We start from the raw sequence: 21,207 nt of genomic DNA on the forward strand, positions 1-21,207 counted from the left end.
CGGGAACAGCCTGCGGTTCTGCGCGCAGGGAAGCTTTTTTGCGTTCCGTTTTTCGGGGAAAATATGAAAAAAGTGTGACAAAAGGGGGGATAAGCCTATACAAAATGGGCGTTCTGAGGTATAATATAGACCGTTATATAGAGACTCTGAGAGGTACCGTATTTGAAAAAGAAATTTGCGTGGATCATTGCAGTGCTGATGATCCTTACATTTCCGATAACCGCCTTCGCGGAAGCGGAGCCAGAAGCGCAGGCTTCGGCGGAGCCTGTCGCGCAGGAAGCAGGGGAAACGCAGGAGCCGCAGCCCGAACAGCCGGCCGATCCCGAGGCAACGCCGACGCCGGAGCCCACCCCGACGCCGACGGCGACCCCGCCAGAGACTTCCGAAACGAAGGAAGGAGCGCCGGAGGCCGATTTGTCACAGGTGACGTCTCTGTCGGCAATGCTTGTCGATGCGGATACGGGCGAAGTCCTGTTTTCTAAAAATGCGGACTGGACGATCTTCCCGGCCAGCACCACCAAGCTGATGACGGCGATTCTTGTCGCGGAGAATTGCAAACCGGAAGATATGGTCACCTATACGGTGGATATGAAGACGGAGGTCAATAAGTCGGGGGGCAGTATGATGGGCCTCAAAAATCTGCCTGTTGATTCGCAGATTTCCGTGAAAGACCTTTTCTATGGTCTCATGCTTTGTTCGGGAAATGACGCGGCGATCGTCCTTGGGATGCACATTGCGGGCACGGAGCAGGCCTTTGTGGATATGATGAACCAGAAGGCGCAGGAGCTCGGCATGACGGGAACGCATTTTATCAACCCGCATGGACTGTATATCCATAACGTCGGTTACGGCCATTATTCCACCGCCACGGATATGGCAAAGCTTGCAGTGGAAGCGAAAAAATATCCGATGATTACGGAAGCGGAAACCACGCAGACCTATACCTATGAATCGGTCAGCGGTTATTGCCAGCTCGAGAACCTTCCGCCCGATACTATTGAAAATTCAAACTACCTGGTCCACACTCCGGTGAATAAGCCGGAACTGGCGGCATATCTGTACGATAAAGCGACGGGAATGAAAACGGGAACATTGGAAAACATCCTGCCTCCCGGCGCAACGGAATACATCAAATCCTACGGCTGCCTGGTCGCATCCGCGTCGGATGGCGGCCTCAACCTGATCGCGGTCATCTTCGGAGACCTGTCGGTGGGCAATAAGGAGACGGGCGTGCCCAATGCTTATGCGCGCTGGGATATTGCAAAATACCTGTTTGATTATGGCTTTGCCAATTACGCCAAGGTAGACCTTGCGCAGTTCGCCGCTCCCGTGGCGCTTACCGAGCAGACCGAAAACTTCGCCTCCAACGACCCGGAGGAAGGCTCGCTTGAAGTAACGGCGGACCTTACGGGGATAGGGGCCGATACGCAGCTGCTTGACGCGGCGACCGTGCAGGGACTTCAGGACGGAAGCATCAAGCTGGAGGAAAAAACAACGATTGAGGAACCGCTGCGAGCGCCGATCACGGCGGGGCAGCAAATCGGGACCGTCACCTATTCGCTCAACGGTCAGGAGCTTTATACCGCGCCGCTCGTAGCGGGCCGCGATATCTATCCCAGGGGAGAGGAATCCGAAACGAGCGAGGAATACGGCGTACCGGTGTTCGCGTTTGAACTGTGGTATCTGTGGATCATTGTTCCCGCAGCGGCGGTTCTTACGCTTCTCATAATCCGGGCGGTAAACAAATCGCGGCGCAGGGCGCGTTATGCAAAGCGTGCGTCAGTCGGCGCGCGGCCGGTTCAAACGCGCGCAGGCGGATCCGCCGTACAGCGCCGGAATGCGAACACGCGCAGCAGCCGGCAACATAAGCCATGAGCCTATAAAAGCGGCCCCGGAGGGGCCGCTTTTATAGCGGGATACGAAAGGGAACGGACAATGGAACCGGTTATGATCGCGCCGTGCGGCATGAACTGTGAATTATGCGTTTCCCGTCAGCGTGAAAAGAAAAAATGTCCGGGATGCCGCGGCGGGGATGGCCATAAACCGGCAGGCTGTGTCAATTGCGTCATCAGGAACTGCGCCAGGCTGCCGGGATCTGGTTTTTGTTATGATTGCGGGCAATACTGCGCACGGATAAAAAGCCTTGATAAACGCTACCGTACCAGCTACGGGATGAGTATGCTGGATAATCTTGAGGACCTCAGGACGCTTGGGATGGAAGCGTTCCTGCGCCGGGAGGAAAAACGGTGGACGTGCCCGCATTGCGGCGCTATGCTGTGCGTCCACCGGGATAAATGCCCTTCCTGCGGCGTAAAATGGCGCTAAAAAAGGGACGGTTTCCGTCCCCTTTTTAGCGCCGTTAGTGCTACTTCCTATTTCAGTTCTGCAAGGATCAGGTCCGACATTTCCCTTGTCGAAATGGATTTCCCGCCCGCGGCGATATCCGCCGTGCGCGCGCCGCCTTTTAGGACCGCCTTGACCGCCGTCTCGATGGCCTGCGCTTCCTCTTCAAGGTCAAAGGAATACCGCAGCATCATCGCGCATGAAAGGATCATGGCGATCGGGTTGGCCTTGCCCGTTCCCGCAATGTCGGGCGCGGAACCGTGGATTGGCTCATACATCCCAAGCTTTGTGGAGCCGAGGCTTGCGGAAGGCAGCATTCCGATCGAGCCGGTAATCATGCTGGCTTCATCCGTCAGGATATCCCCGAACAGGTTGCCCGTTACCACCACGTCGAACTGGCGCGGGTTGCGCACAAGCTGCATGGCTGCGTTATCCACATACATATGGTTTAATTCGACGTCCGGGTAGTCCTTCGCCACCCGGCTTACCGTGTTTCTCCACAGGCGGGAAGTAGCGAGGACGTTGGCTTTGTCCACGCTCGTTACTTTTTTGCCCCTCTTGCGCGCCGATTCAAACGCAAGGCGCGCGATGCGCTCCACCTCATAATCGTGGTAATTCATCAGGTCGGAGGAATAGGTGATGTCGTCGCCGCCGCGCTCGCCGAAATACACGTCTCCGGTCAGTTCGCGCAGGATCAGAATATCGAGGCCCGTACCCACGATTTCATCCTTCAGCGGACAAGCGTCCCGAAGCTCGTCATAAATGATCGCGGGCCGGAGGTTGGCAAATAGGCCAAGCCCGCCGCGCAGGCGCAAAAGTCCCTTCTCCGGGCGTTTATCCACAGGAAGGTCGTCCCATTTTTCTCCGCCTACCGCCGCGAGGAGCACCGCGTCGCTCCGGCGGCAGGCCTCAAGCTGCTCCTCCGGCAGCGGATCACCGTATTTATCGATGGCCACGCCGCCCGCATCCACCTCCGTAAAAGCAAAGGTGTGGCCGTATAGCTCACCTATACGGCTTAGTATGCGCACAGCCTCTTCCGATATTTCCGGGCCGATACCGTCGCCGGGAATTCTGGCAATTTTATATTCCATCCGTTTTTTCGTCCTCCTGTCAAAAATTTAAGATACGCACCTATTATATAACAAAAACAAATTAGACAAAAGAGGCGCTATGAAATAAAATAATAAGAGGAAAGGACATACAATGAAAACAGGAATGTCGACAGCCTGCTTTTTCTGCAGGCTCTATAACGAAGAAGCGGTCAGAAAAATGGCGGAACTCGGGGTGCGCGATATGGAAGTCTTTTTTTCTGCCATGTCGGAATACGAAAAGCCGTTTACAGATGAACTCAGGCGCATCACGCAGGGGGAAGGCGCGCATATCCGCTCCATCCATGCCCTGTGTACGCAGTTTGAACCCCAGCTTTATTCCGCGCACCGGCGGCAGTATGAAGAAGCCCTCGATGTGTTTGAGAAGGTCACGGACGCGGCGGCGGCGGTCGGCGCGGGAACCTATGTGTTCCACGGCCCGATGAACGTCAAACGGGCCAAAACCTTCCATGTTAATTATGAGTTCGCGGGAGAGCGCACCGCAGTCCTCGCGGAACGCGCTAAGAAAAAGGGAATTAAGCTCGCATGGGAAACCGTGCATTGGTGTTGGTATGCGCAGCCCGGCTTTGCGCGCGAACTCCTTCGCCATACGGACAGCGACAACCTGTACTTTACCCTTGATATCAAGCAGGCGGCGCAATCCGGTTATGAGGTCATGGATTATATAGACGATATGAACGGCCGCCTTGCCCATATCCATGTATGCGATTACCGGAAAGACGCGGAAAAAGGAATCATTCCCTGCCTTCCGTTCGAGGGAGAGATGGACTGGGCCGGAATGAGGGAAAAGCTTGCCGGGTTGGATTACCGGGGCCTGCTGATGCTTGAGGTCTATCCGGGCGATTACGGCTCCTACGGCGAACTGATGAAAACCTATAACCGGCTTTCGGAATTTTTCGGTTAAAAGGCAAGCGCGGTGCGGCTATCCTTCTAAAAAAGTAAAATAAAAAGCTGCCCGCTGATATGGCAGGCAGCTTTTTTGCTGCGGCAAACAATATGCCCCGTCTTTTCACGCGGCGCTTTACGCCGGGCCGCTGAACGCCTTTTGCTGTGCCCGCGCTTCCTTTTTCAGCCGGTTGAACATCTTATACAGTGCGGGGATCGCGGCGACAGCCGCACAAATCGCGCATTCGATGCCAACGACAGCTCCGTTGTATCCGAGGGAATAAAGCCAAGCGGGCATTCCCTCCGGCGCATACATGCCGAAAAAGAGCCAGCCGGAAAGGAATTGGCAGGCAAAACGTGCGCCGCATCCATATAGGATACCGGGAATGATGCTGTTTCTTGCCAGCCCCGCCAATGCCAGCAGGGAGAAGGATGCGAGGTAATCGAGGGCAAACTGCGGAAAAGACAGGAAAAGCGGCTCCTGCACGAATTGCAAAAGACCATAGCACAGTCCCGCAATGAAGCCTTTTTTAAACCCGTAGATATAGGAAAATGCAAGCATCGGCAGCATGCTGGCAGGAGTGATGGACCCGCCGTTCGGCATCGAAAAGACCTTGATAAAGCTTAGCAGAAAGGACGCGCCGATGCAAAGGGCGGCGGTTGTCAGTTCCTTTGTCGTCCATTGCGATTTTTTTGTGATTTGTCTGCCGCCGTTTGTTTTGCGGCGGTACAGGAAATAACCGGCGAGACCCGCGGCAACGGTCACGCATACAATAATGACCGCAGGCAGGGTAAGTTCGGAAAAGCTTTTAAACATAATAAAAATCCTCCTTTGAGTGACAGGCGCGCCGGACAAGGAGCCCTGCGCCGCTGTAAAATCCGGGCGGGCAGGCCGTCCGGTCCGGTAAGCACACTGCAAAAAAGGAAAAACTCCCGCTGCCTGCGGGAGTTTGATTTTAAGTATAAGACTTATGCTTCCCACGCACGCATTATCGTGCAGGTTGAAGGGTTTAATTCTCAGCCGTAGCTCCCCTAGCAGTGTATTTACTTTTCTGATATAGTATAATAGTAGCATCAATGAAAAGCGGTTGCAAGGGGGATTCGATGAAAAAAAGTTTCTATGCCTATCTTTCGCGGATGCGGCACATCAAGCGGTGGGGCCTCATGCGCAATAATATGGAGGAAAACGTAGCGGAGCATACCTTCTCCGTTGCGCTGATCGCCCACGCCCTGTGTATCATCCGGAATACGTACTTTGACGGCAATGTAAGCGAAAAGGATGTGCTTGCGGCCGCGCTTTACCATGAAGCGGGCGAAGTCATTACGGGCGACCTTCCGACGCCCATCAAATATTTTGACAGCAGCATTACGCAGTCCTATAAAAAGATCGAGCGCCAGGCGGAAGATACGCTTGTTTCTATGCTGCCGGATGAAATGCGTCCCCGGATCGCGCCATATGTGCGGCAGGAAACAAGCGAGGACGTACGCCTGCTCGTCAAGGCGGCGGACCGCCTCAGTGCTTACATCAAATGCATGGAGGAGCTTAGGACGGGGAACCGCGAGTTCGAGAAGGCCTGCGTGCGCACCAAAGAAGCGGTGGAAGGCATGCGCCTCCCGGAAGTGGAATATTTCATGGAGCATTTCCTACCGGGGTATTCTCTTACGCTGGACGAGCTCAATTAGGCGGCGCTGGCAGAAAGTGGAAAAAGGGTTGTTTGGCCGGATTTTTACACGTTTTTCTTGACATAAGCCCTTTGGCGTGGTATTATAAGTCCTGCGTGAAAATGAAATATGTACCGAAAGCCATAGACTCAGGAGCGTAACGCTTAATCTCTGAAATCCTGACGAGGTTGATTTTATAAGAACCCAGTTGCTCTTTTAAGGTCTGCATGGCTTTGAAAGGGCATTTTTTATTAAATCCTGCGCAGTCAGCGAGGTGAAAGAATTTGAAGGAAGCAAAATTACAGGCAAAACAGGCAGCCGTTGCGGACGTAGTAGATAAAATGCAGCGTGCGCAGAGTGTCGTCGTTCTCGATTATCGCGGCCTTACGGTTGCGGAGGTATCAGACCTGCGGAGCAAGTTCCGCGAAGCGGGCGTCGAGTATAAGGTTATCAAAAACAATATGCTTAAGCGCGCGGCCGAGGAACTGAAAATCGAAGGTGTGGAAGATTACTTCAAAGGCCCGACGGCAGTTGCGTTTGGTTTTGAAGATCCGGTGGCTCCGGCTAAGATCCTGTGCAAGTTTGTAAAGGATGCGGGCAAGACGGAAATCAAGGGCGGCATCCTGGCCGGTCAGGCGATGGACGCGAAGAAGGTTGAAAGCCTCTCAAAGCTCCCGTCCAAGGAAGAGCTTATTGCAAAGATGATGGGCAGCCTCAACGCCCCGATCACCAACTTTGCTCTGGCGCTTCAGGCGATCCCGCGTGGTCTCGCATGCGCGCTCAAAGCGGTTGCGGAACAAAAACAGTAAAAGTGCTGCATGGCACGCAAAAATTGAAATCTATTAAAATTTGGAGGATAATAAATCATGGATAACAAGCAGATTCTTGATGCGATTAAAGAAATGAATGTTCTGGACCTTGCAGAACTGGTAAAGGAAATTGAAGAAACGTTCGGCGTAAGCGCTGCCGCTCCGGTTGCTGTTGCCGCTGCTCCGGCTGCTGGTGATGCCGGCGCTGCTGCGGAAGAAAAAACCGAGTTCGACGTTGTTCTGAAGGCTGCCGGCGCAGAAAAGATCAAAGTCATTAAGGTTGTAAGAGAAGTAACCGGTCTTGGCCTGAAGGAAGCAAAAGAGATGGTTGATTCCGCTCCTTCCACGATCAAGGAAGCTCTCGGAAAAGACGACGCGGAAAAACTGGTCGCTTCCCTCAAGGAAGTTGGCGCAGACGTGGAAATGAAATAAGTTTCCCAATTGCAGAGGATTCGCAATATTATGCGGTAAAAAACGCAGCCCGGCGCTGCGTTTTTTATATACGCTGGCAACCTATCTTCGCGCGGCGGCATAGGCATTTTGATTTTTTGTGACGAAGGTTTTTGGTTTTAACTGCGGAAGGCCGGTGTATAATTAATTAGATTGGATCAGGGGGGTCTTGTGTATGGACAGTTCCGGAGAGCAGGTGCTTGACGACTTCCTGGAGCAGGCGCGCATCAAAAGCAAGGAATTTTATATTAAGGCGGCACAGAACGCGATCGAGCAGGCATACGAATGCTCCCGGGAGGCGATTCTTGCCGCGCGTAAAACGGCGGAACGGCTGAAAGCCTATGCGGAAAACGGAAGCGCCGGGGAGCGCGGCAGCGTTGACGAAGCGGCGAAGGAAGCGGCAGAGCTCGCGGCCAGGGTAGCTGAAGCGGCGAAGGAAGCGGCGGAAGCCGCGTCACTTGCGGTCTCCGTCGAATTGAAAGATAACGGTTGATACGGACAGGGGGAAACGATTATGGCAGTAACGAAAGACCAGGTTGAAAAAACGGCAAAGGCCGCGCAGAAAAAAGCGATGGATGCAGGCCAGGCGGTGGGCGAGGCAGCGAAGACCGCGGCGGCAAAAGCCAGGGAAGGCATCGTAGCCTTTGGAACCACGGTTGCAAGCAAATCCAGGGAATTGATGGAAACGGCCAAGCTCAACACGCAGAAGTCCCAGAAGCAGAAAGAGCTCGAAGAAGCTTACCATACGCTGGGGGAAATGGCGTATGCCAAAGGAAGGCTGCGCGGCGATATGGGTGAAATGGCCAGGAAGATCAAGGAAATCTATGCGGAACTGCAGCAGCTTGAAGTGGCCCTCAATGCGGCGCAATCCGTGAAGGAGTGCAAAAACTGCGGCCAGAAACACTATGTGGGCGATAATTATTGCCCGAATTGCGGCGCAAAACAATGAATACGGCAGAAAACAAACAGCCGTGGACCAATATTGTCGTCTACCGTCCCGATGAATATCTCCCGCGGGAAGAGCTTGAAAAGCTTCGGGAGGATTTGAAACGAACCTGGCATACGCTCGGCTGGCTGCATCTTCGGCTGGCGAACGATCTCGATATAAAAACCGCGTCCCCGCTTCCGCGGCCGGAGATTGCGAGGCGGCTCGGTGAGGTAAAAAAGCAGATCGAAAAAATGATGGACGTATATCTTGGAGAGGATTTTTAAATCCTCTTTTTTTTACCGCAGTAATGGCGAACGCCACAGGCTTACCCGGAAAAAAGTTTGCGGATAGGATACGGTAAATTTTTTTAATCCGGAAGCCGGTTATAAGCAGGGCCGGTCCGTGTATAATATAAGTAGGGAAATAGAATGCTCGGGACGGAAGGAAAGAATGGCATATACTCGATCGGGAAGCGGATATATTTCTGTCATAACAGCGCTGCTTGTAATCGCGCTGTTATTGTTTGCCGTTCAGCCATTTCTGGACGATCCTGCGGATACGGCCGGAAACCCCGGCCATGCCGCGGAAAACCAGTCAAACCAGCAATATGGTTTTTTTGAAAGTTCAAATTCCACCGCTGTCCATCTCATATGCGGCCAGCCGGAACTGCAGGATACACATTCACGTTTGGCGCAGGAGCTTGGGGACCTGCCGTTTTTTTCAGCGTTTGTCCCCGGCTTCGGCAAATACGCCCAGGTCTTTGGCTGTTCGCCAGATTTTGCGCCGGGCAAATATTTAAAGGAATCTGTCATCGCATATTCACTGGGAGGAAACGCCCCGCCGGTTTCATAAACTGACGTTTTGATTATTTCAACGGCTGTTTTATGAAAGTAGAGGTGACCTTTGGATTCTTTGAATCAATTCTTGATAGGGATGGGCCTGTTGGAGCTGTCCTTCGGGCAGGTGGTTATGATTGGCATATCTTTCGTGCTGATCTACCTTGCCATTGTAAAAAAGTATGAACCGCTCCTGCTGTTGCCGCTGGCATTTGGTATGTTTATTGCCAATATACCGGTTTCGGGGCTTTCGGTCTATGACGAAGGCGGATTGATGTATTACCTGTACCAGGGAATACAGCTCGGAATTTATCCGCCGCTGATTTTCCTTTGCATCGGTGCAATGACGGATTTCAGCCCGCTGATTTCTTCCCCGAAAAGCGCGCTGATCGGGCTGGGCGGACAGCTGGGGATTTTTGTGGCGCTGGGCGGGGCGCTGCTTTTGAGCGGCTGGCTTGCTCCGGTTATTCCCGGCTTTGACGGTTTTACATTCCGGCAGGCGGCGTCCATCGGCATGATCGGCAGCTCGGACGGTCCCACATCGATCTATTTATCGGAGCTTCTCGCCCCGGAGCTGCTGCCTACGATCGCCATAGCCGCCTATTCCTATATGGCGCTTGTCCCGCTGATACAGCCGCCGATTATGCGCGCGCTGACGACGCAAAAGGAACGTGTCATCGAAATGCCCGTTCCAAACAAGGTGTCAAAGAAAAAACGGATTCTGTTCCCGATTATTGTGACATTGGCGACCTTGCTGCTCGTTCCGTCCGCGGGACCGCTTGTCGCAATGCTTATGCTCGGGAACCTGATCCGTGAAAGCGGGGCTGCCAAACGCCTGGTGCGTGCATTACAGAACGATTTGCTGAGCATTCTCACGATGCTGATCGGGTTGTCGATAGGCGCAACGGCAACGGCGGACAGGATACTGAATGTCCAGACGATCCTGGTCATCGTTTTAGGCCTTGTGGCCTTTTGCTTTGGCACGGTCGGCGGGGTATTGATCGCTAAAATAATGAATAAGGCAACCAAGGGAAAAGTAAATCCGCTGATTGGCAACGCGGGAGTATCGGCGATGCCGATGGCCGCGCGGGTGTCCCAAAAAATGGCGCGGCGGTATAACCCGCACAACCATCTGCTGATGCACGCAATGGGTCCGATCGTAGCCAGTACGGTCGGCTCGGCGGTCATCGCGGGGATTTTTATTGCAATGTTTGGATAGCTTCGAGCCCATATGATATGCGGATACAAGCAAAAGAGGACCGTCCGCCCGGCTTCTTCGGGCAGCGCAGGTGAGAGGGTAATGCTTGAGTGATCCGATATTTTAATGTTGCGCATGCCGGTAAGCGGTTAAAAAAGGTATCTGGTTAACTTTATTTCCCGGAAGATATGTTCGTCTGTTTTATGGGGATCGAAAGGATAAATGATATGAAAAAAAGAAGATTGATTTGCGTATTGCTTTCAGTGGTTCTCGTATTGGGCGTATTCGGTTTTGCCTCCGCACAGGAAGCGGCGGAAGTGAATGATGCTGCAATGGAAATAGTTGGCGGCGCCCCTGTTGACGCTGCCGGGACGCGGGAGCCGGAACCCCCCACAGCTGGGACGGAGAAGGATTCCGGCGGGGAAGAAGCCGAACCGTCTGTGCCTGCGGAACCTTTGGCACAGCCTTCCGTGCAGCCTGCGGAACCGGTGCCGGAGGCTCAGATGGAAAATGGCGGTCCGCCTGCGCTTACAGGCGAGGCGGCTCCGGCGGAGGACGGCCTTCAAATTATGCCTCTCGCGGCAGGGGACGAAGCAGCGCTGCGTGCGGACATCTTAAACGCCGCTCCCGGCGGAGTGGTAGAGATATCGAACAGCCTGCAGTTGACGAACACGCCCCTTACGATAGATAAAAACCTGACCTTCAGGTCGACGGGAGGCACGGTTCAATTATCCGTTGCGGGAGCCATCCGCCATATCAACGCGTCGGCAGGCGTTACCCTGACCTTTGAAGGAGTAGAACTTGTTGGCAACGCGCCTGCGGCAGGCGGTGGAATTGAAGCGGCGGGAGACATCACGCTTAACGGCGCTTCGGTCAGGGATTGCCAGGCGGCGGCAGGCGGCGGCGTTAATGCGGCCGGTGCGGTTACGCTGAGCAATTCGGTATTAAGTGGAAATAGAGCCTCGGCAGGCAATGGCGGCGGTGTTAACTCAGGACTCACGGTTTATGTATCAGGCAGCACGGTCAGTCAAAATACAGCGGCGGCAGGCAATGGCGGCGGGATTTATTCGGCAGGAGCATTTACGCTCAATAGCGGGACGATAGACGGCAATAATGCGGGGCTGAACGGCGGCGGAGTATATTCGCCCGCGCCGAATGCTTTTATAAGCGGTGGTACGATAAGCGGAAATACAGCGCAGGGGGATGGCGGCGGCTATTACGGGTTAAGCATCTTCGTATTAAATGGTACGGTCAGCGGCAACCATGCGGTTGAGAGCGGCGGTGGAATATTTGTGGAGACAGTTACCATAGAAAACGGTACGGTCAGCGGCAATACTGCCGGCGATAATGGCGGCGGAATCTATACGGAACAGGATTTTGAAATCAACGGCGGCTCAGTCAAAAACAATGCGGCTGCGGACGGCGGCGGGGTCTATGTGTTGGGCGAGGCCCTGCTGAATGGCGGGACGGTTTCAGAAAATAACGCGGCTGCGGATGGCGGCGGAATCTATGCAAGAGGGAAAACGCAATATGCGGGCGTGGAAATCAACGGAAATACGGCGGCAAACAATGGCGGCGGACTTTACGCATATAGCAGCGTCTCCGTATCAAATGGCAGCCTGACGGGAAACACCGCAGCAACCGGCAACGGCGGCGGGATCTATTGCGGTGGCAATTTTATGATCCAGAGCGGAACGGTCAGCGGTAATGAAGCCGGCGCTAACGGAGGCGGGGTCTACGCGGTCGCTCCGAACGCATTTCTGCGGGGCGGAACGGTTGCCGGCAACACGGCACGGCAGGATGGCGGCGGTTTCTACGGCTCTGTCGCCTATGTGATGGGAAGCTCGGTCACCGGGAATCACGCGGCTGCGGACGGCGGCGGGCTGTTTGTGGTGGACGTCACCGTAGAAAGCGGCCTGATTGATGGAAATGCTGCAGATGGCTACGGTGGCGGAATCTACGCGGAAAATGGGATAGAGATCAACAATGGAACGGTCAGCGGAAACACCGCGGCGAACGGCGGCGGGATCAGCACAATAGGAGATGTTGATTTCAATAGGGGCTTTATCACCGGCAACACGGCCCATGAAGACGGCGGCGGAATCTATGGGACCCTTGCCAGCATTACCGCCGGTTCCGGCGCGGTGTTTGCGGATAACAGCGCGGCGCGCGGCTACCTGATTAAAGAAGCGGACAAAGCGCTGTATGCGGCGAAGATTTTTACGGCGCATATCACGCAGCCCTTTACTTACGCATACAATAATTTTGACATCAATTATGTGGGGATCGAAATCGAATATGTCGTGACCTTCGATCCGCAGGGCGGCAGCGCGGTACGGCCTGCCCTGGTAACCGCGGGTTCGGCGGTAGAAAAACCGGCGGATCCGGTTCGCGCTGGCTACGTGTTCACCGGCTGGTTCAAGGACGCAGCGGCGACGCAGCCGTGGGATTTTGCAACGGCGGTAAACAGCAACATAACGCTGTACGCGGGATGGCGGGAAGGCCCCGCCCCGGCCGTAGTCTATACGGTGACGTTTGACTCGCGCGGCGGCAGCGCGGTCGCGGCGGCCATAGACATTCCCGCCGGAAGCACCATCAGCGCCCCGGCCGATCCGACACGCGGCGGGTATACGTTCACCGGCTGGTTTACGGATGAGGCGGCAACGCGGAAATGGTCTTTTGAGTCGGATACGGTCAATGGGAATATAACGCTCTATGCCGGCTGGAAAACGGCTGCGGGCACGGCAGCGGATACGGATGCGCCAAAAACAGGGGATACCTCCGGCCTTTGGCTCTATACGTGGATCGCCGTTGCGGGGGCGTCGCTGTTCATAGTCGCACTGGTCAAAATAAAACGGCGGCGGAAAAAAGAGTATTGATCCGCGGTCCAAAATATGCGGGGACCGGAGCTGCATCGGCAGCTCCGGTTTTTTTAGCTTAGGACATTTCGTTTTTACCAAGAAAACGGATACCGGGCCTTGCCAAAACGGGGCATGGGGAATAGCGCTATAAAGCGATTTTTGGAGAAAATTTCCTGCATTGATGCAAATATGATACAATGTAAAGCGATAATGGATGTATCTTAAGAAATCCATTGATTTGGGGAAACAACGGGTTATGATAAACATATTGATTGTAGAAGATGAACGTCCGATCTCCAACCTGATTCGCGTGAATCTGGCGGAGGGCGGATATTCCTGCGACGTAGCGGATGACGGGATGCAGGCGGCGGACATGATCGAGCAAAACCGGTACGATTTGATTTTGCTGGATATCATGCTGCCCAAGGTAAACGGGTATGAGCTGATGGAATATATCGCCCCTACCGGCACTCCCGTCATTTTTATTACCGCCAAAAACGACGTGGCGGACCGTGTGAAGGGCCTCCACCTCGGGGCGGACGATTACATCATCAAGCCCTTCGAGATCGTCGAACTGCTGGCGCGCGTAGAGGCCGTTCTGCGCCGTTACAACAAAGGCGAAAGCAGGATCGCCGTGGGAGACGTGGAAATCGATACGCAGTCGCGGTGCGTCAAAAAGAACGGGCGGCAGATCGATCTTACGATGAAGGAATACGAGCTCCTGCTTCTCTTCATCCGTAATAAGAATATTGCCCTCTTCCGCGAGACCATCTTCGAGCGCGTGTGGCAGAGCGATTACCTCGGGGATACGCGCACGGTAGACCTGCACGTCCAGCGGCTGCGCAAAAAACTTGGCTGGGAAAAAATGATTGTTGCCGTCTATAAGGTAGGATACAGGTTGGAATACTAGGATGAAATTTGCCTGGAAGGTGTTTTTGTCAACGGTGATCGTGATCGCCATCGTATTTGCGGTGGGCGGCTATGTTTTGGTTACGTCCTTTTTCACCTCCGCGCTTTCGCGCGAGACAGACCGGGCCCTTGAAGAAAACCAGCTAATGAAGCTCGCCTACGAAAGCGCGGCGACCACCTATCTGAACCAGGGCGCCAAGCTCACGGACGAAGCCGTCGTCAACAGTGTTTCATCCCTTGAAAACGGCGGGCGGCGGGGTATCATCGTTTCGGATGAAAATTATAAGAAGATATTTTCCAGCACGGGAGAAGCGGCGGACGAACAACTCATGCGCGAAATGGACGGCGGACGCGTATACCGCATCGGCGGGAGCGGCGGCCGTTACGATATCACCGTTTGCTGCTCGACCAGCGTGGGCGGCCGCACCGTCTATCTCGAGACCTCGCGGGATATCACCTCCATCTTCCAGGAACGGGAAGCCCAATTTGATACCTATACGGAATGGAGCATCGTATTGTTGCTTTTAAGTGCGCTGGTGATGCTCGTTGTTTCAATGTTTTTGACCCGCCCGCTTACCAGGCTGTCCGCGACCACGCGGCGTATCGCTGAGGGGGACTACAATGTGCGCATGCGGGTGAAGGGCGAGGATGAGATTGCCGAATTCACGCAGGACTTCAACGCCATGACAGACGCGGTGCAGGATAAAATGTACGCGCTCGAAAATACGGCGCGCCAGCGCGAGGATTTCGTTGCGAGCTTCGCGCACGAACTGAAAACGCCGCTCACGTCTATCATCGGCTATGCGGATATGCTGCGTTCCAAGCATATGAAGCCGGAGGAAATGTTCCTTTCGGCCAATTATATTTTCACGGAGGGAAAACGCCTCGAGGCGCTGTCCCTCAAACTCCTCGAATTGATGGTGCTCGAGCGGCAGGAATTTGAGAAACGGCGCATCAACCCGCGCGTACTGATCGAGGAGATCGAAGGCCTGATGCTTCCCATTATGGAAAACGCGGGGCTTGTCTTAAAAACGGCGGCGCAGAACGCGGTCGTGATGGTCGAGCCGGACCTTTTCAAAACCCTGCTTGTGAACCTGATTGATAATGCGCGCAAGGCGTCAGAACCGGGCAGCCTCATCGAGCTGTACGGGCAGATCGACGGCCGTGATTATGTCTTTTGCGTGCGCGACCATGGCCGGGGCATCCCGGAGGAAGAAATCAAGAAGATCACGGAAGCGTTTTATATGGTGGACAAAAGCCGCGCCCGTGCGCAGAACGGCGCCGGACTTGGCCTCGCGCTTTCCGATAAGATCGCGCATATGCACGGTTCGCGTCTTGAGTTTAAGAGCATCGTAGGCTCGGGTACGCTCGTATGCATCAGGATCAGAAGGGCAAGGAGGGCGCGTCCATGAAGCGGATCGTAAAATATGTGTGCGCAATCGCCGTGACCGCGTTCGTGGTCGTCATGAGCGCGTGGCTGCCGCCCTATCTCGCGCGGGAAACAGATTCCTCCTTCCTGAATGTTGTTCAAAAGGACGAGTCAGTCTCCGAGTCCTATCAATATAAGGCGACCAAATACCAGAAAACCAAGGTTCTCTACGAGCTGGTGGGCGCGGATTTTACCGGCAATATGCTGAATATTGAAAGGAACTACTATGAGACAGGGGTTGAACAGCCGTCCGCGGAAACAGACCCCTTCGATATGAGCCGTTTCGATAATGGAATATCTTCCTACAATTATCCGGATATTTCAGGAGGATTCATCGAAGAACCGGCCGGGGACAGTGTGATGACCAAGGCGCAGGCGGAGCTCGCCATCGTGCGTGAAGCGCGCCTTTTGCAGGAAACGGGGGCGATACCAAAATTTGACCTCGGCAAGGAAGGCACCTACGACGCGGTCGACAGCATCGCCTTTTTGTGGGCGGTCGACCCTACGGTCTCCAACCTCAAGTTCTATTATTGGAAGGGGATCATATCCAACCCGAAAACGGGCCAAAGGTATAGCCTTATCATCGACGACGACCTTGGAAAGGCGTATTATATGGCAATTTCCGCCAAAGATGACGAGCTCGGCGCGTGGTGGGACGATCTTGATAAGGTTCTCGCGGCGGCGGAGGCATTTGCGGAATACCACGAGTTCAAAGTGGATTACCGGAAGGATTTTTTCACCCTGACAACGGACGGCCCTGATTATAAAAGCTATATCGACAGCCTGTTCGCCATGACGGACCAGGATTTCGACATTCTGACAGAAATTGAAGATGTCAGCATATTCCGGATGATCCTCAAACCGTCGGATATTTTATAAAATTTTTTACGATGTTACAAAAATGATGCAAGATAGATGAAAAAAATATGCCCCGGCCCTGTACGTTATAAGTACAGGGTTTTTGTTTGGACAAAGAGAATCGGCATCAGGGGGAAAGAGATCATGCGTAACTTATCACAGCATACCGGAACGGGACGGCGGCACAGGCGGGCGACAGGAAGGTTTTTCCTGTTCCTCGCCGTCACATTGCTTATCATTGCGGGAATATTCCTGCTCTACCGGGCCTTCCCGTTTGAGATATCCCGTGCGGCCGGCGAAGAAATGGCGCCCGCAGCGGGAGAGACACAGACCCTCAAACAGATCATCCCGGCAGGCAGCGGCGCCACGGTCATCGTGGACCCCGGACACGGGGATACGGATGTCGGAACTAAAGGTGTTTCCACCGGAAGACTCGAAAAAGAGGTCAACCTCGAAATTGCCTTAAAACTGAGAAACGTACTGGAAGGGAAAGGCTATACCGTTATCATGACGCGCGAATCGGATGAACCGATCGCCGCGGCGGACGAGCCGGACGCCAAAGTACGCAAAGCGGCGGATATGGCAAAACGCGAGGAGATCATACGCACCGCGAATGCCGATGTCTTCGTCAGCGTCCACCAGAATTTCTTTGAACAGGGCGCCGGGGCCGCCGGCCCCCAGGTTTTTTACCGCGACAGGGAAGCGCCGGGCTACGAGCTTGCGCAATATGTCCAAAGGGCGCTCAACGAACAGCTCGGCATCGCAAATCCGCGCGATGTCAATTCGGGAGATTACCAGCTCCTGCGGCCGGGAAACCAGGCCAGTATCATTGTGGAATGCGGTTTTTTCTCCAATCCGGAGGAGGAACAGAAGCTGCAAAAAGACGATTACCAGCAGGCCGTCGCGCAGGCGGTGGGGTCGGGGATCGAAACATATCTTTTTGAAAAAAATTCGTAAAGGGGGGTGGGATTTAGAGACTGCTATATAACGTAACGGGCAATAAAATTTTTTCTGTCGGGAGAGGGAGGGCTTCAGCCTTCCCTTTCCTCTATGGCTGCGGTATAAAAATGATGAAGAATAGAAGCGGGAACGATACGTTCTCCGGATACTATGGAAAAAACAGGACGGGAGGAGGCGGCGAAATGCGTTTTACGGCGTCTGCGCCGCCGGGCAGGCATAAGCGCAGGAGGGCGACGAAGCGTTTTGCGGTGTTTGCCGTCATGGTGGCTATACTGGCCGTGGGGCTTCTGCTCTTCACGCGGGGCTGCGCACAATCGGAAAAGACCGTGCATACGGGTGCCGCGCGGGTTTGCGCACAGGCGCGGCCGCCCGCGGAGGCAGCGGAGAATCCCCCCGTTGAAGACGGCCGGTTTCTTGTGCTCGTAAACTGGGAACACCCTTCGGATGGCAGCCGCCCGGATACGCTCGTGCCGATGGACGAGGTATTCGAAAATGAAGTGTCCTTTGAGGGCGGCTCTATCGACAGCATGGCGGGCGCGGCCGCCCGGGAAATGTTCCGGGCTGCGCAGGCGGAAGGGGCCGGTCCCTACAAGATTACGACCGCGTACCGTTCCATCGAATACCAGGAACAGCTTTGGGAACAAAGACTGCGCGAGGATCCGGACTATGGCCGCGAACCCTATTCAGATCCCGTCCGCGTCCTTCCGGGAAATACGAGCGAGCACACGACCGGCCTCGCGCTGGATATCCTTTCCCCGCGGCACGACGAGGCCGACGATTCCTTCGGGGAAACGCCGGAAGGGCTGTGGCTCGCGGAAAATGCATGGAAATACGGTTTCATTCTCCGTTATCCGGAAGGGAAAGAAGCCCTCACCGGGGTGATCTATGAACCGTGGCATTTCCGCTATGTGGGAAAACAGGCGGCAAAAGAGATCTATCAAAGCGGCCAATGCCTTGAGGAATATGCAGGCGGCAATTCCTGAAAAATTTTTTCGGAAAAATCCCGGCGGGCCTCCGGGATTTTTTTGTGTGCTTCGCAGCGGAAAAACAACGAAAAAACAAACATTTTTTGCCGGTTATATATAGTATTGCTAAACTTTTAGGAGCGTTTTAGATAAAATTTAAAAAGCAAAGAAATATCCCGCATGCAAAACGGGCTTTCATAAAGCAAAAATATGTTGACATGGGGCAGGCGCATGTGATTAAATAATATTTGCGCCGGAAGTTTAATGGCAATAAACAATTTGTTTAGTATTGCATGAATGCGGAACCGCGGAAGGATAAAAAGTTATGGAAATCGGCAGGAAGATCAAGGCGAGAAGGCAGAGCCTCGGCCTCACGCAAAGCGAGCTCGCCGACCGTGCGGAACTTTCAAAAGGATTTATTTCGCAGCTTGAGAGGGACCTTACTTCCCCCTCGATCGCGACGCTGATGGATATCCTCGAATGTCTCGGAACAGACCTGCGGGAATTTTTTAATGAGCGTGAAGAAGAAAAGGTGACGTTTGCGGCAGCGGATCTTTTTGAAAAGGCGGACGACGAAAAAAGCATCCTGTGGCTTGTGCCGAATGCGCAGAAGAACAAAATGGAACCGATCCTGCTGCATCTTGTGGCGGGCTGCTCCACCGAGGAAGACCGTCCGCATGAAGGCGAGGAATTCGGCTACGTGCTCTCCGGCACGGTCACGCTCGTCCTCGGCATGAAGCGCTATAAGGTCAGGAAGGGCGGCAGCTTCTATTTTCAGGCAGATATGCCGCATAAAATTGAGAATAACGGGAAAAAGGATGCGGAAGTGATATGGATTTCCACGCCTCCCATGTTTTAGCCGCGCATCCGGTTGCGGCGTGGATAAAGTCTTACACCGGTCCGCCTTGTATGGCGCACATCCGGGCGCTCTGCGCATGAACGGGCCGCCGCCGGACTTTTGCGGGAATTTACCGCGGCCGGCTGCTGCGGGCTTCAAAACCTGAAGCTCTTTGCAAAAAAAGATTATGCTTTGAAAGGGTTTATGCTATGTCAGAACACATCATCGATTTTTTAGGGGTCTACAAGGAGTACGACGGGGTGGAAGTCCTCTCCAACATCAACCTGTATATCAGGCAGAATGAATTCCTGACGCTGCTCGGGCCTTCCGGCTGCGGGAAAACGACGCTTTTGCGCATCATCGCCGGATTTGAAGAGCCGACACGCGGCGATGTGCACCTGTTCGGCGAAAGCATTAAGGGCCTTCCGCCCTATAAGCGGCGCGTCAATACAGTGTTTCAGAAATACGCGCTGTTTCCGCACCTCAATGTGTTCGACAATATTGCATTTGGCCTTAAGATCAAGAAGATGGATAAGACGGTGATCCGGAAAAAGGTGGAAGATATGCTCCGGCTGGTGGGCCTCTCCGGCTATGGAGACCGCGATATCGCCAAGCTCTCCGGCGGACAGCAGCAGCGCGTTGCCATTGCGCGCGCTCTCGTGAACGAGCCGGAGGTGCTGCTCCTAGACGAGCCGCTTGGCGCGCTCGACCTCAAGTTCCGGCAGGAGATGCAGCTTGAATTAAAGCGCATGCAAAAAACCCTCGGCATCACCTTTGTGTATGTAACGCACGACCAGGAAGAGGCGCTTACCATGAGCGACGCGATCGCCGTAATGAACGACGGCGTGATCCAGCAATTAGGGACGCCCGAGCAGATTTACAACGAGCCCCGCAACTCCTTCGTCGCGGATTTCATTGGGGAATCAAATATCATCAACGGCGTCATGAAACGGGATTATTTTGTGCATTTTGCAGACAACGATTTTGTGTGCCTCGACCGCGGCTTCAACGAAAACGAACCGGTACAGGTGGTCGTGCGGCCAGAGGATATCAACATCACCAAAAATATTGCGGAAGATATGGTCACGGGTACGGTTTCCTCCACGCTGTTCATGGGCGTTCATTATGAAATCCGTGTACAAGGCGATAATGGCTTTGAATGGCTGGTTCACTCCACGGATTTTTATGATGTGGGCGACCGCGTCGGATTCACGCTCGAACCGGACGACATCCATGTCATGGAAGTAAGCCAGTACGATAAAATGCGAATCGACATAGCTGCGGGGGCGGGCCAATGAAAAGTAAGCAGATTTCAGGCGTGGTGAACTCGCGCAAGGTGTTCGCGCTGCCCTATGTCGCATGGATTGCGGTCTTCACGGTCGCGCCGCTGATCCTTATCCTGCTGTATGCGTTCACCGACACGGGTTCAGGCGGGGTCATGATCCTTACCGCGGAAAACCTTGCGCGCGCGTTTTCGCCGCTGTATATGACGGTCTTCTGGCGCAGCGTGCTGATGGCGCTCATAGCAACGGCGGTATGCCTGCTCCTCGGATATCCCGTGGCCTATATGCTGTCGCGCATGAAGCCAAACCGCGCGGCTATCCTCTCCATCCTTTTTATCCTGCCCATGTGGATGAATTTCCTGCTGAGGACGTACGCGTGGCGCGCCCTGCTTGATAACGCGGGGATCATCAACCAGGGGCTCATGGCGCTCGGGTTTGAACCGGTGCAGTTCCTGTATACGGAAGGGGCGATCATCTTCGGGCTGGTGTATAACTTCCTGCCTTTCATGATCCTGCCCATCTATTCGGTGTTCCAGAAGATGGATACCTCGTGCATCCAGGCGGCACAGGATCTTGGGGCCAATAAGTGGCAGACCTTCTGGCGGGTCACGCTGCCCCTCTCAAAAGGCGGCATCGTCTCCGGGGTCACCATGGTGTTCATGCCCGCCATGACCACCTTCGTCATCACGCGTCTTTTAGGAGGCAGCCATTTTATGATGTACGGCGACCTTATCGAGATGGAGTTTTTGCTGATGTCCGAATGGAATTTCGGCAGCGCCCTTGCGGTGGTCATGCTGATCCTGACCATACTGTTCATGTGGCTGATGCGCAAATACGATAAAGAAGGGGAAGGGGGGGCCTTGCTGTGAAACTGTTTTTCAAAC

22 protein-coding genes and 1 other annotated feature are annotated in these 21,207 nt (G+C 54.1%); of the genes, 20 read left to right on the forward strand and 2 right to left on the reverse strand.

The window, feature by feature from the left end:
* Nucleotides 1-162 precede the first annotated feature (162 nt).
* Both B1H56_RS00765 and B1H56_RS00770 read left to right on the forward strand, forming a co-directional pair.
* Entirely contained in the window at nucleotides 163-1,875 is a 1,713-nt protein-coding gene (locus tag B1H56_RS00765) for a D-alanyl-D-alanine carboxypeptidase family protein (RefSeq protein ID WP_066522119.1), read from the forward strand.
* A gap of 60 nt (nucleotides 1,876-1,935) precedes the next feature.
* Entirely contained in the window at nucleotides 1,936-2,325 is a 390-nt protein-coding gene (locus B1H56_RS00770; protein ID WP_066522111.1) for a DUF3795 domain-containing protein, read from the forward strand.
* Nucleotides 2,326-2,372: 47 nt separating this feature from the next.
* On the opposite strand, the gene leuB is transcribed toward B1H56_RS00770, so the two are convergent.
* A complete protein-coding gene (leuB, locus tag B1H56_RS00775; RefSeq protein ID WP_066522109.1) occupies nucleotides 2,373-3,434 on the reverse strand; it encodes a 3-isopropylmalate dehydrogenase in 1,062 nt (353 codons plus the stop codon).
* 112 nt (nucleotides 3,435-3,546) lie between these two features.
* On the opposite strand from leuB, the gene B1H56_RS00780 reads away from it, so the two are divergent.
* Nucleotides 3,547-4,356 (forward strand): sugar phosphate isomerase/epimerase family protein, encoded by an 810-nt coding sequence (locus B1H56_RS00780; protein ID WP_066522106.1) that lies wholly within the window; start codon nucleotides 3,547-3,549, stop codon nucleotides 4,354-4,356.
* 117 nt (nucleotides 4,357-4,473) lie between these two features.
* On the opposite strand, the gene thiT is transcribed toward B1H56_RS00780, so the two are convergent.
* Entirely contained in the window at nucleotides 4,474-5,154 is a 681-nt protein-coding gene (gene thiT, locus B1H56_RS00785) for an energy-coupled thiamine transporter ThiT (protein WP_066522104.1), read from the reverse strand.
* Between the two features lie 287 nt (nucleotides 5,155-5,441).
* Between thiT and yfbR the strand changes: the two genes are divergently transcribed.
* From yfbR to B1H56_RS00870, 17 genes are all read left to right on the forward strand, one after another.
* Nucleotides 5,442-6,020, forward strand: coding sequence for a 5'-deoxynucleotidase (gene yfbR / locus B1H56_RS00790; RefSeq protein ID WP_066522103.1), 579 nt, complete (start codon nucleotides 5,442-5,444; stop codon nucleotides 6,018-6,020).
* Between the two features lie 102 nt (nucleotides 6,021-6,122).
* Nucleotides 6,123-6,257 (forward strand) — a sequence feature (ribosomal protein L10 leader region).
* Nucleotides 6,258-6,283: 26 nt separating this feature from the next.
* A complete protein-coding gene (gene rplJ, locus B1H56_RS00795) occupies nucleotides 6,284-6,808 on the forward strand; it encodes a 50S ribosomal protein L10 (protein ID WP_066522102.1) in 525 nt (174 codons plus the stop codon).
* Between the two features lie 57 nt (nucleotides 6,809-6,865).
* Nucleotides 6,866-7,240, forward strand: coding sequence for a 50S ribosomal protein L7/L12 (gene rplL / locus B1H56_RS00800; RefSeq protein ID WP_066522100.1), 375 nt, complete (start codon nucleotides 6,866-6,868; stop codon nucleotides 7,238-7,240).
* A gap of 193 nt (nucleotides 7,241-7,433) precedes the next feature.
* Nucleotides 7,434-7,751: a hypothetical protein gene (locus B1H56_RS00805; protein WP_066522098.1), complete on the forward strand. Its 318-nt coding sequence runs from the start codon at nucleotides 7,434-7,436 to the stop codon at nucleotides 7,749-7,751.
* A 21-nt stretch (nucleotides 7,752-7,772) separates the two neighbouring features.
* Nucleotides 7,773-8,207, forward strand: a complete 435-nt coding sequence (locus tag B1H56_RS00810; RefSeq protein ID WP_066522095.1) for a zinc ribbon domain-containing protein — start codon at nucleotides 7,773-7,775, stop codon at nucleotides 8,205-8,207.
* Nucleotides 8,204-8,470: a hypothetical protein gene (locus B1H56_RS00815; protein WP_066522093.1), complete on the forward strand. Its 267-nt coding sequence runs from the start codon at nucleotides 8,204-8,206 to the stop codon at nucleotides 8,468-8,470. The genes B1H56_RS00810 and B1H56_RS00815 overlap by 4 nt, the downstream gene beginning before the upstream one ends.
* 166 nt (nucleotides 8,471-8,636) lie before the next feature.
* Nucleotides 8,637-9,038, forward strand: a complete 402-nt coding sequence (locus B1H56_RS00820; RefSeq protein WP_066522092.1) for a hypothetical protein — start codon at nucleotides 8,637-8,639, stop codon at nucleotides 9,036-9,038.
* 81 nt (nucleotides 9,039-9,119) lie between these two features.
* Nucleotides 9,120-10,241 (forward strand): sodium ion-translocating decarboxylase subunit beta, encoded by a 1,122-nt coding sequence (locus tag B1H56_RS00825; RefSeq protein ID WP_066522091.1) that lies wholly within the window; start codon nucleotides 9,120-9,122, stop codon nucleotides 10,239-10,241.
* Nucleotides 10,242-10,447: 206 nt separating this feature from the next.
* Nucleotides 10,448-13,099 (forward strand): InlB B-repeat-containing protein, encoded by a 2,652-nt coding sequence (locus B1H56_RS00830; RefSeq protein WP_162938945.1) that lies wholly within the window; start codon nucleotides 10,448-10,450, stop codon nucleotides 13,097-13,099.
* Between the two features lie 238 nt (nucleotides 13,100-13,337).
* Nucleotides 13,338-13,991: a response regulator transcription factor gene (locus B1H56_RS00835; RefSeq protein WP_066522083.1), complete on the forward strand. Its 654-nt coding sequence runs from the start codon at nucleotides 13,338-13,340 to the stop codon at nucleotides 13,989-13,991.
* A 1-nt stretch (nucleotide 13,992) separates the two neighbouring features.
* The gene (locus tag B1H56_RS00840) at nucleotides 13,993-15,402 is read left to right on the forward strand and encodes a sensor histidine kinase (RefSeq protein ID WP_066522081.1); all 1,410 of its coding nucleotides are present in this window, start codon (nucleotides 13,993-13,995) and stop codon (nucleotides 15,400-15,402) included.
* Nucleotides 15,399-16,298: a hypothetical protein gene (locus tag B1H56_RS00845; RefSeq protein WP_066522079.1), complete on the forward strand. Its 900-nt coding sequence runs from the start codon at nucleotides 15,399-15,401 to the stop codon at nucleotides 16,296-16,298. Before B1H56_RS00840 ends, B1H56_RS00845 begins: the two co-directional genes overlap by 4 nt.
* A gap of 123 nt (nucleotides 16,299-16,421) precedes the next feature.
* Nucleotides 16,422-17,234, forward strand: a complete 813-nt coding sequence (locus B1H56_RS00850; protein ID WP_066740016.1) for an N-acetylmuramoyl-L-alanine amidase family protein — start codon at nucleotides 16,422-16,424, stop codon at nucleotides 17,232-17,234.
* A gap of 110 nt (nucleotides 17,235-17,344) precedes the next feature.
* Nucleotides 17,345-18,220: a M15 family metallopeptidase gene (locus B1H56_RS00855; RefSeq protein WP_066651291.1), complete on the forward strand. Its 876-nt coding sequence runs from the start codon at nucleotides 17,345-17,347 to the stop codon at nucleotides 18,218-18,220.
* Between the two features lie 307 nt (nucleotides 18,221-18,527).
* Nucleotides 18,528-19,061, forward strand: a complete 534-nt coding sequence (locus B1H56_RS00860) for a cupin domain-containing protein (RefSeq protein ID WP_066522071.1) — start codon at nucleotides 18,528-18,530, stop codon at nucleotides 19,059-19,061.
* A gap of 188 nt (nucleotides 19,062-19,249) precedes the next feature.
* Nucleotides 19,250-20,338, forward strand: coding sequence for an ABC transporter ATP-binding protein (locus tag B1H56_RS00865; RefSeq protein ID WP_066522070.1), 1,089 nt, complete (start codon nucleotides 19,250-19,252; stop codon nucleotides 20,336-20,338).
* Nucleotides 20,335-21,192 (forward strand): ABC transporter permease, encoded by an 858-nt coding sequence (locus tag B1H56_RS00870; RefSeq protein WP_066522068.1) that lies wholly within the window; start codon nucleotides 20,335-20,337, stop codon nucleotides 21,190-21,192. Before B1H56_RS00865 ends, B1H56_RS00870 begins: the two co-directional genes overlap by 4 nt.
* The last annotated feature ends 15 nt before the right edge of the window (nucleotides 21,193-21,207 follow it).

It is taken from the genome of Christensenella minuta, from assembly GCF_003628755.1.
Classification (GTDB): Bacteria; Bacillota; Clostridia; order Christensenellales; family Christensenellaceae; genus Christensenella; species Christensenella minuta.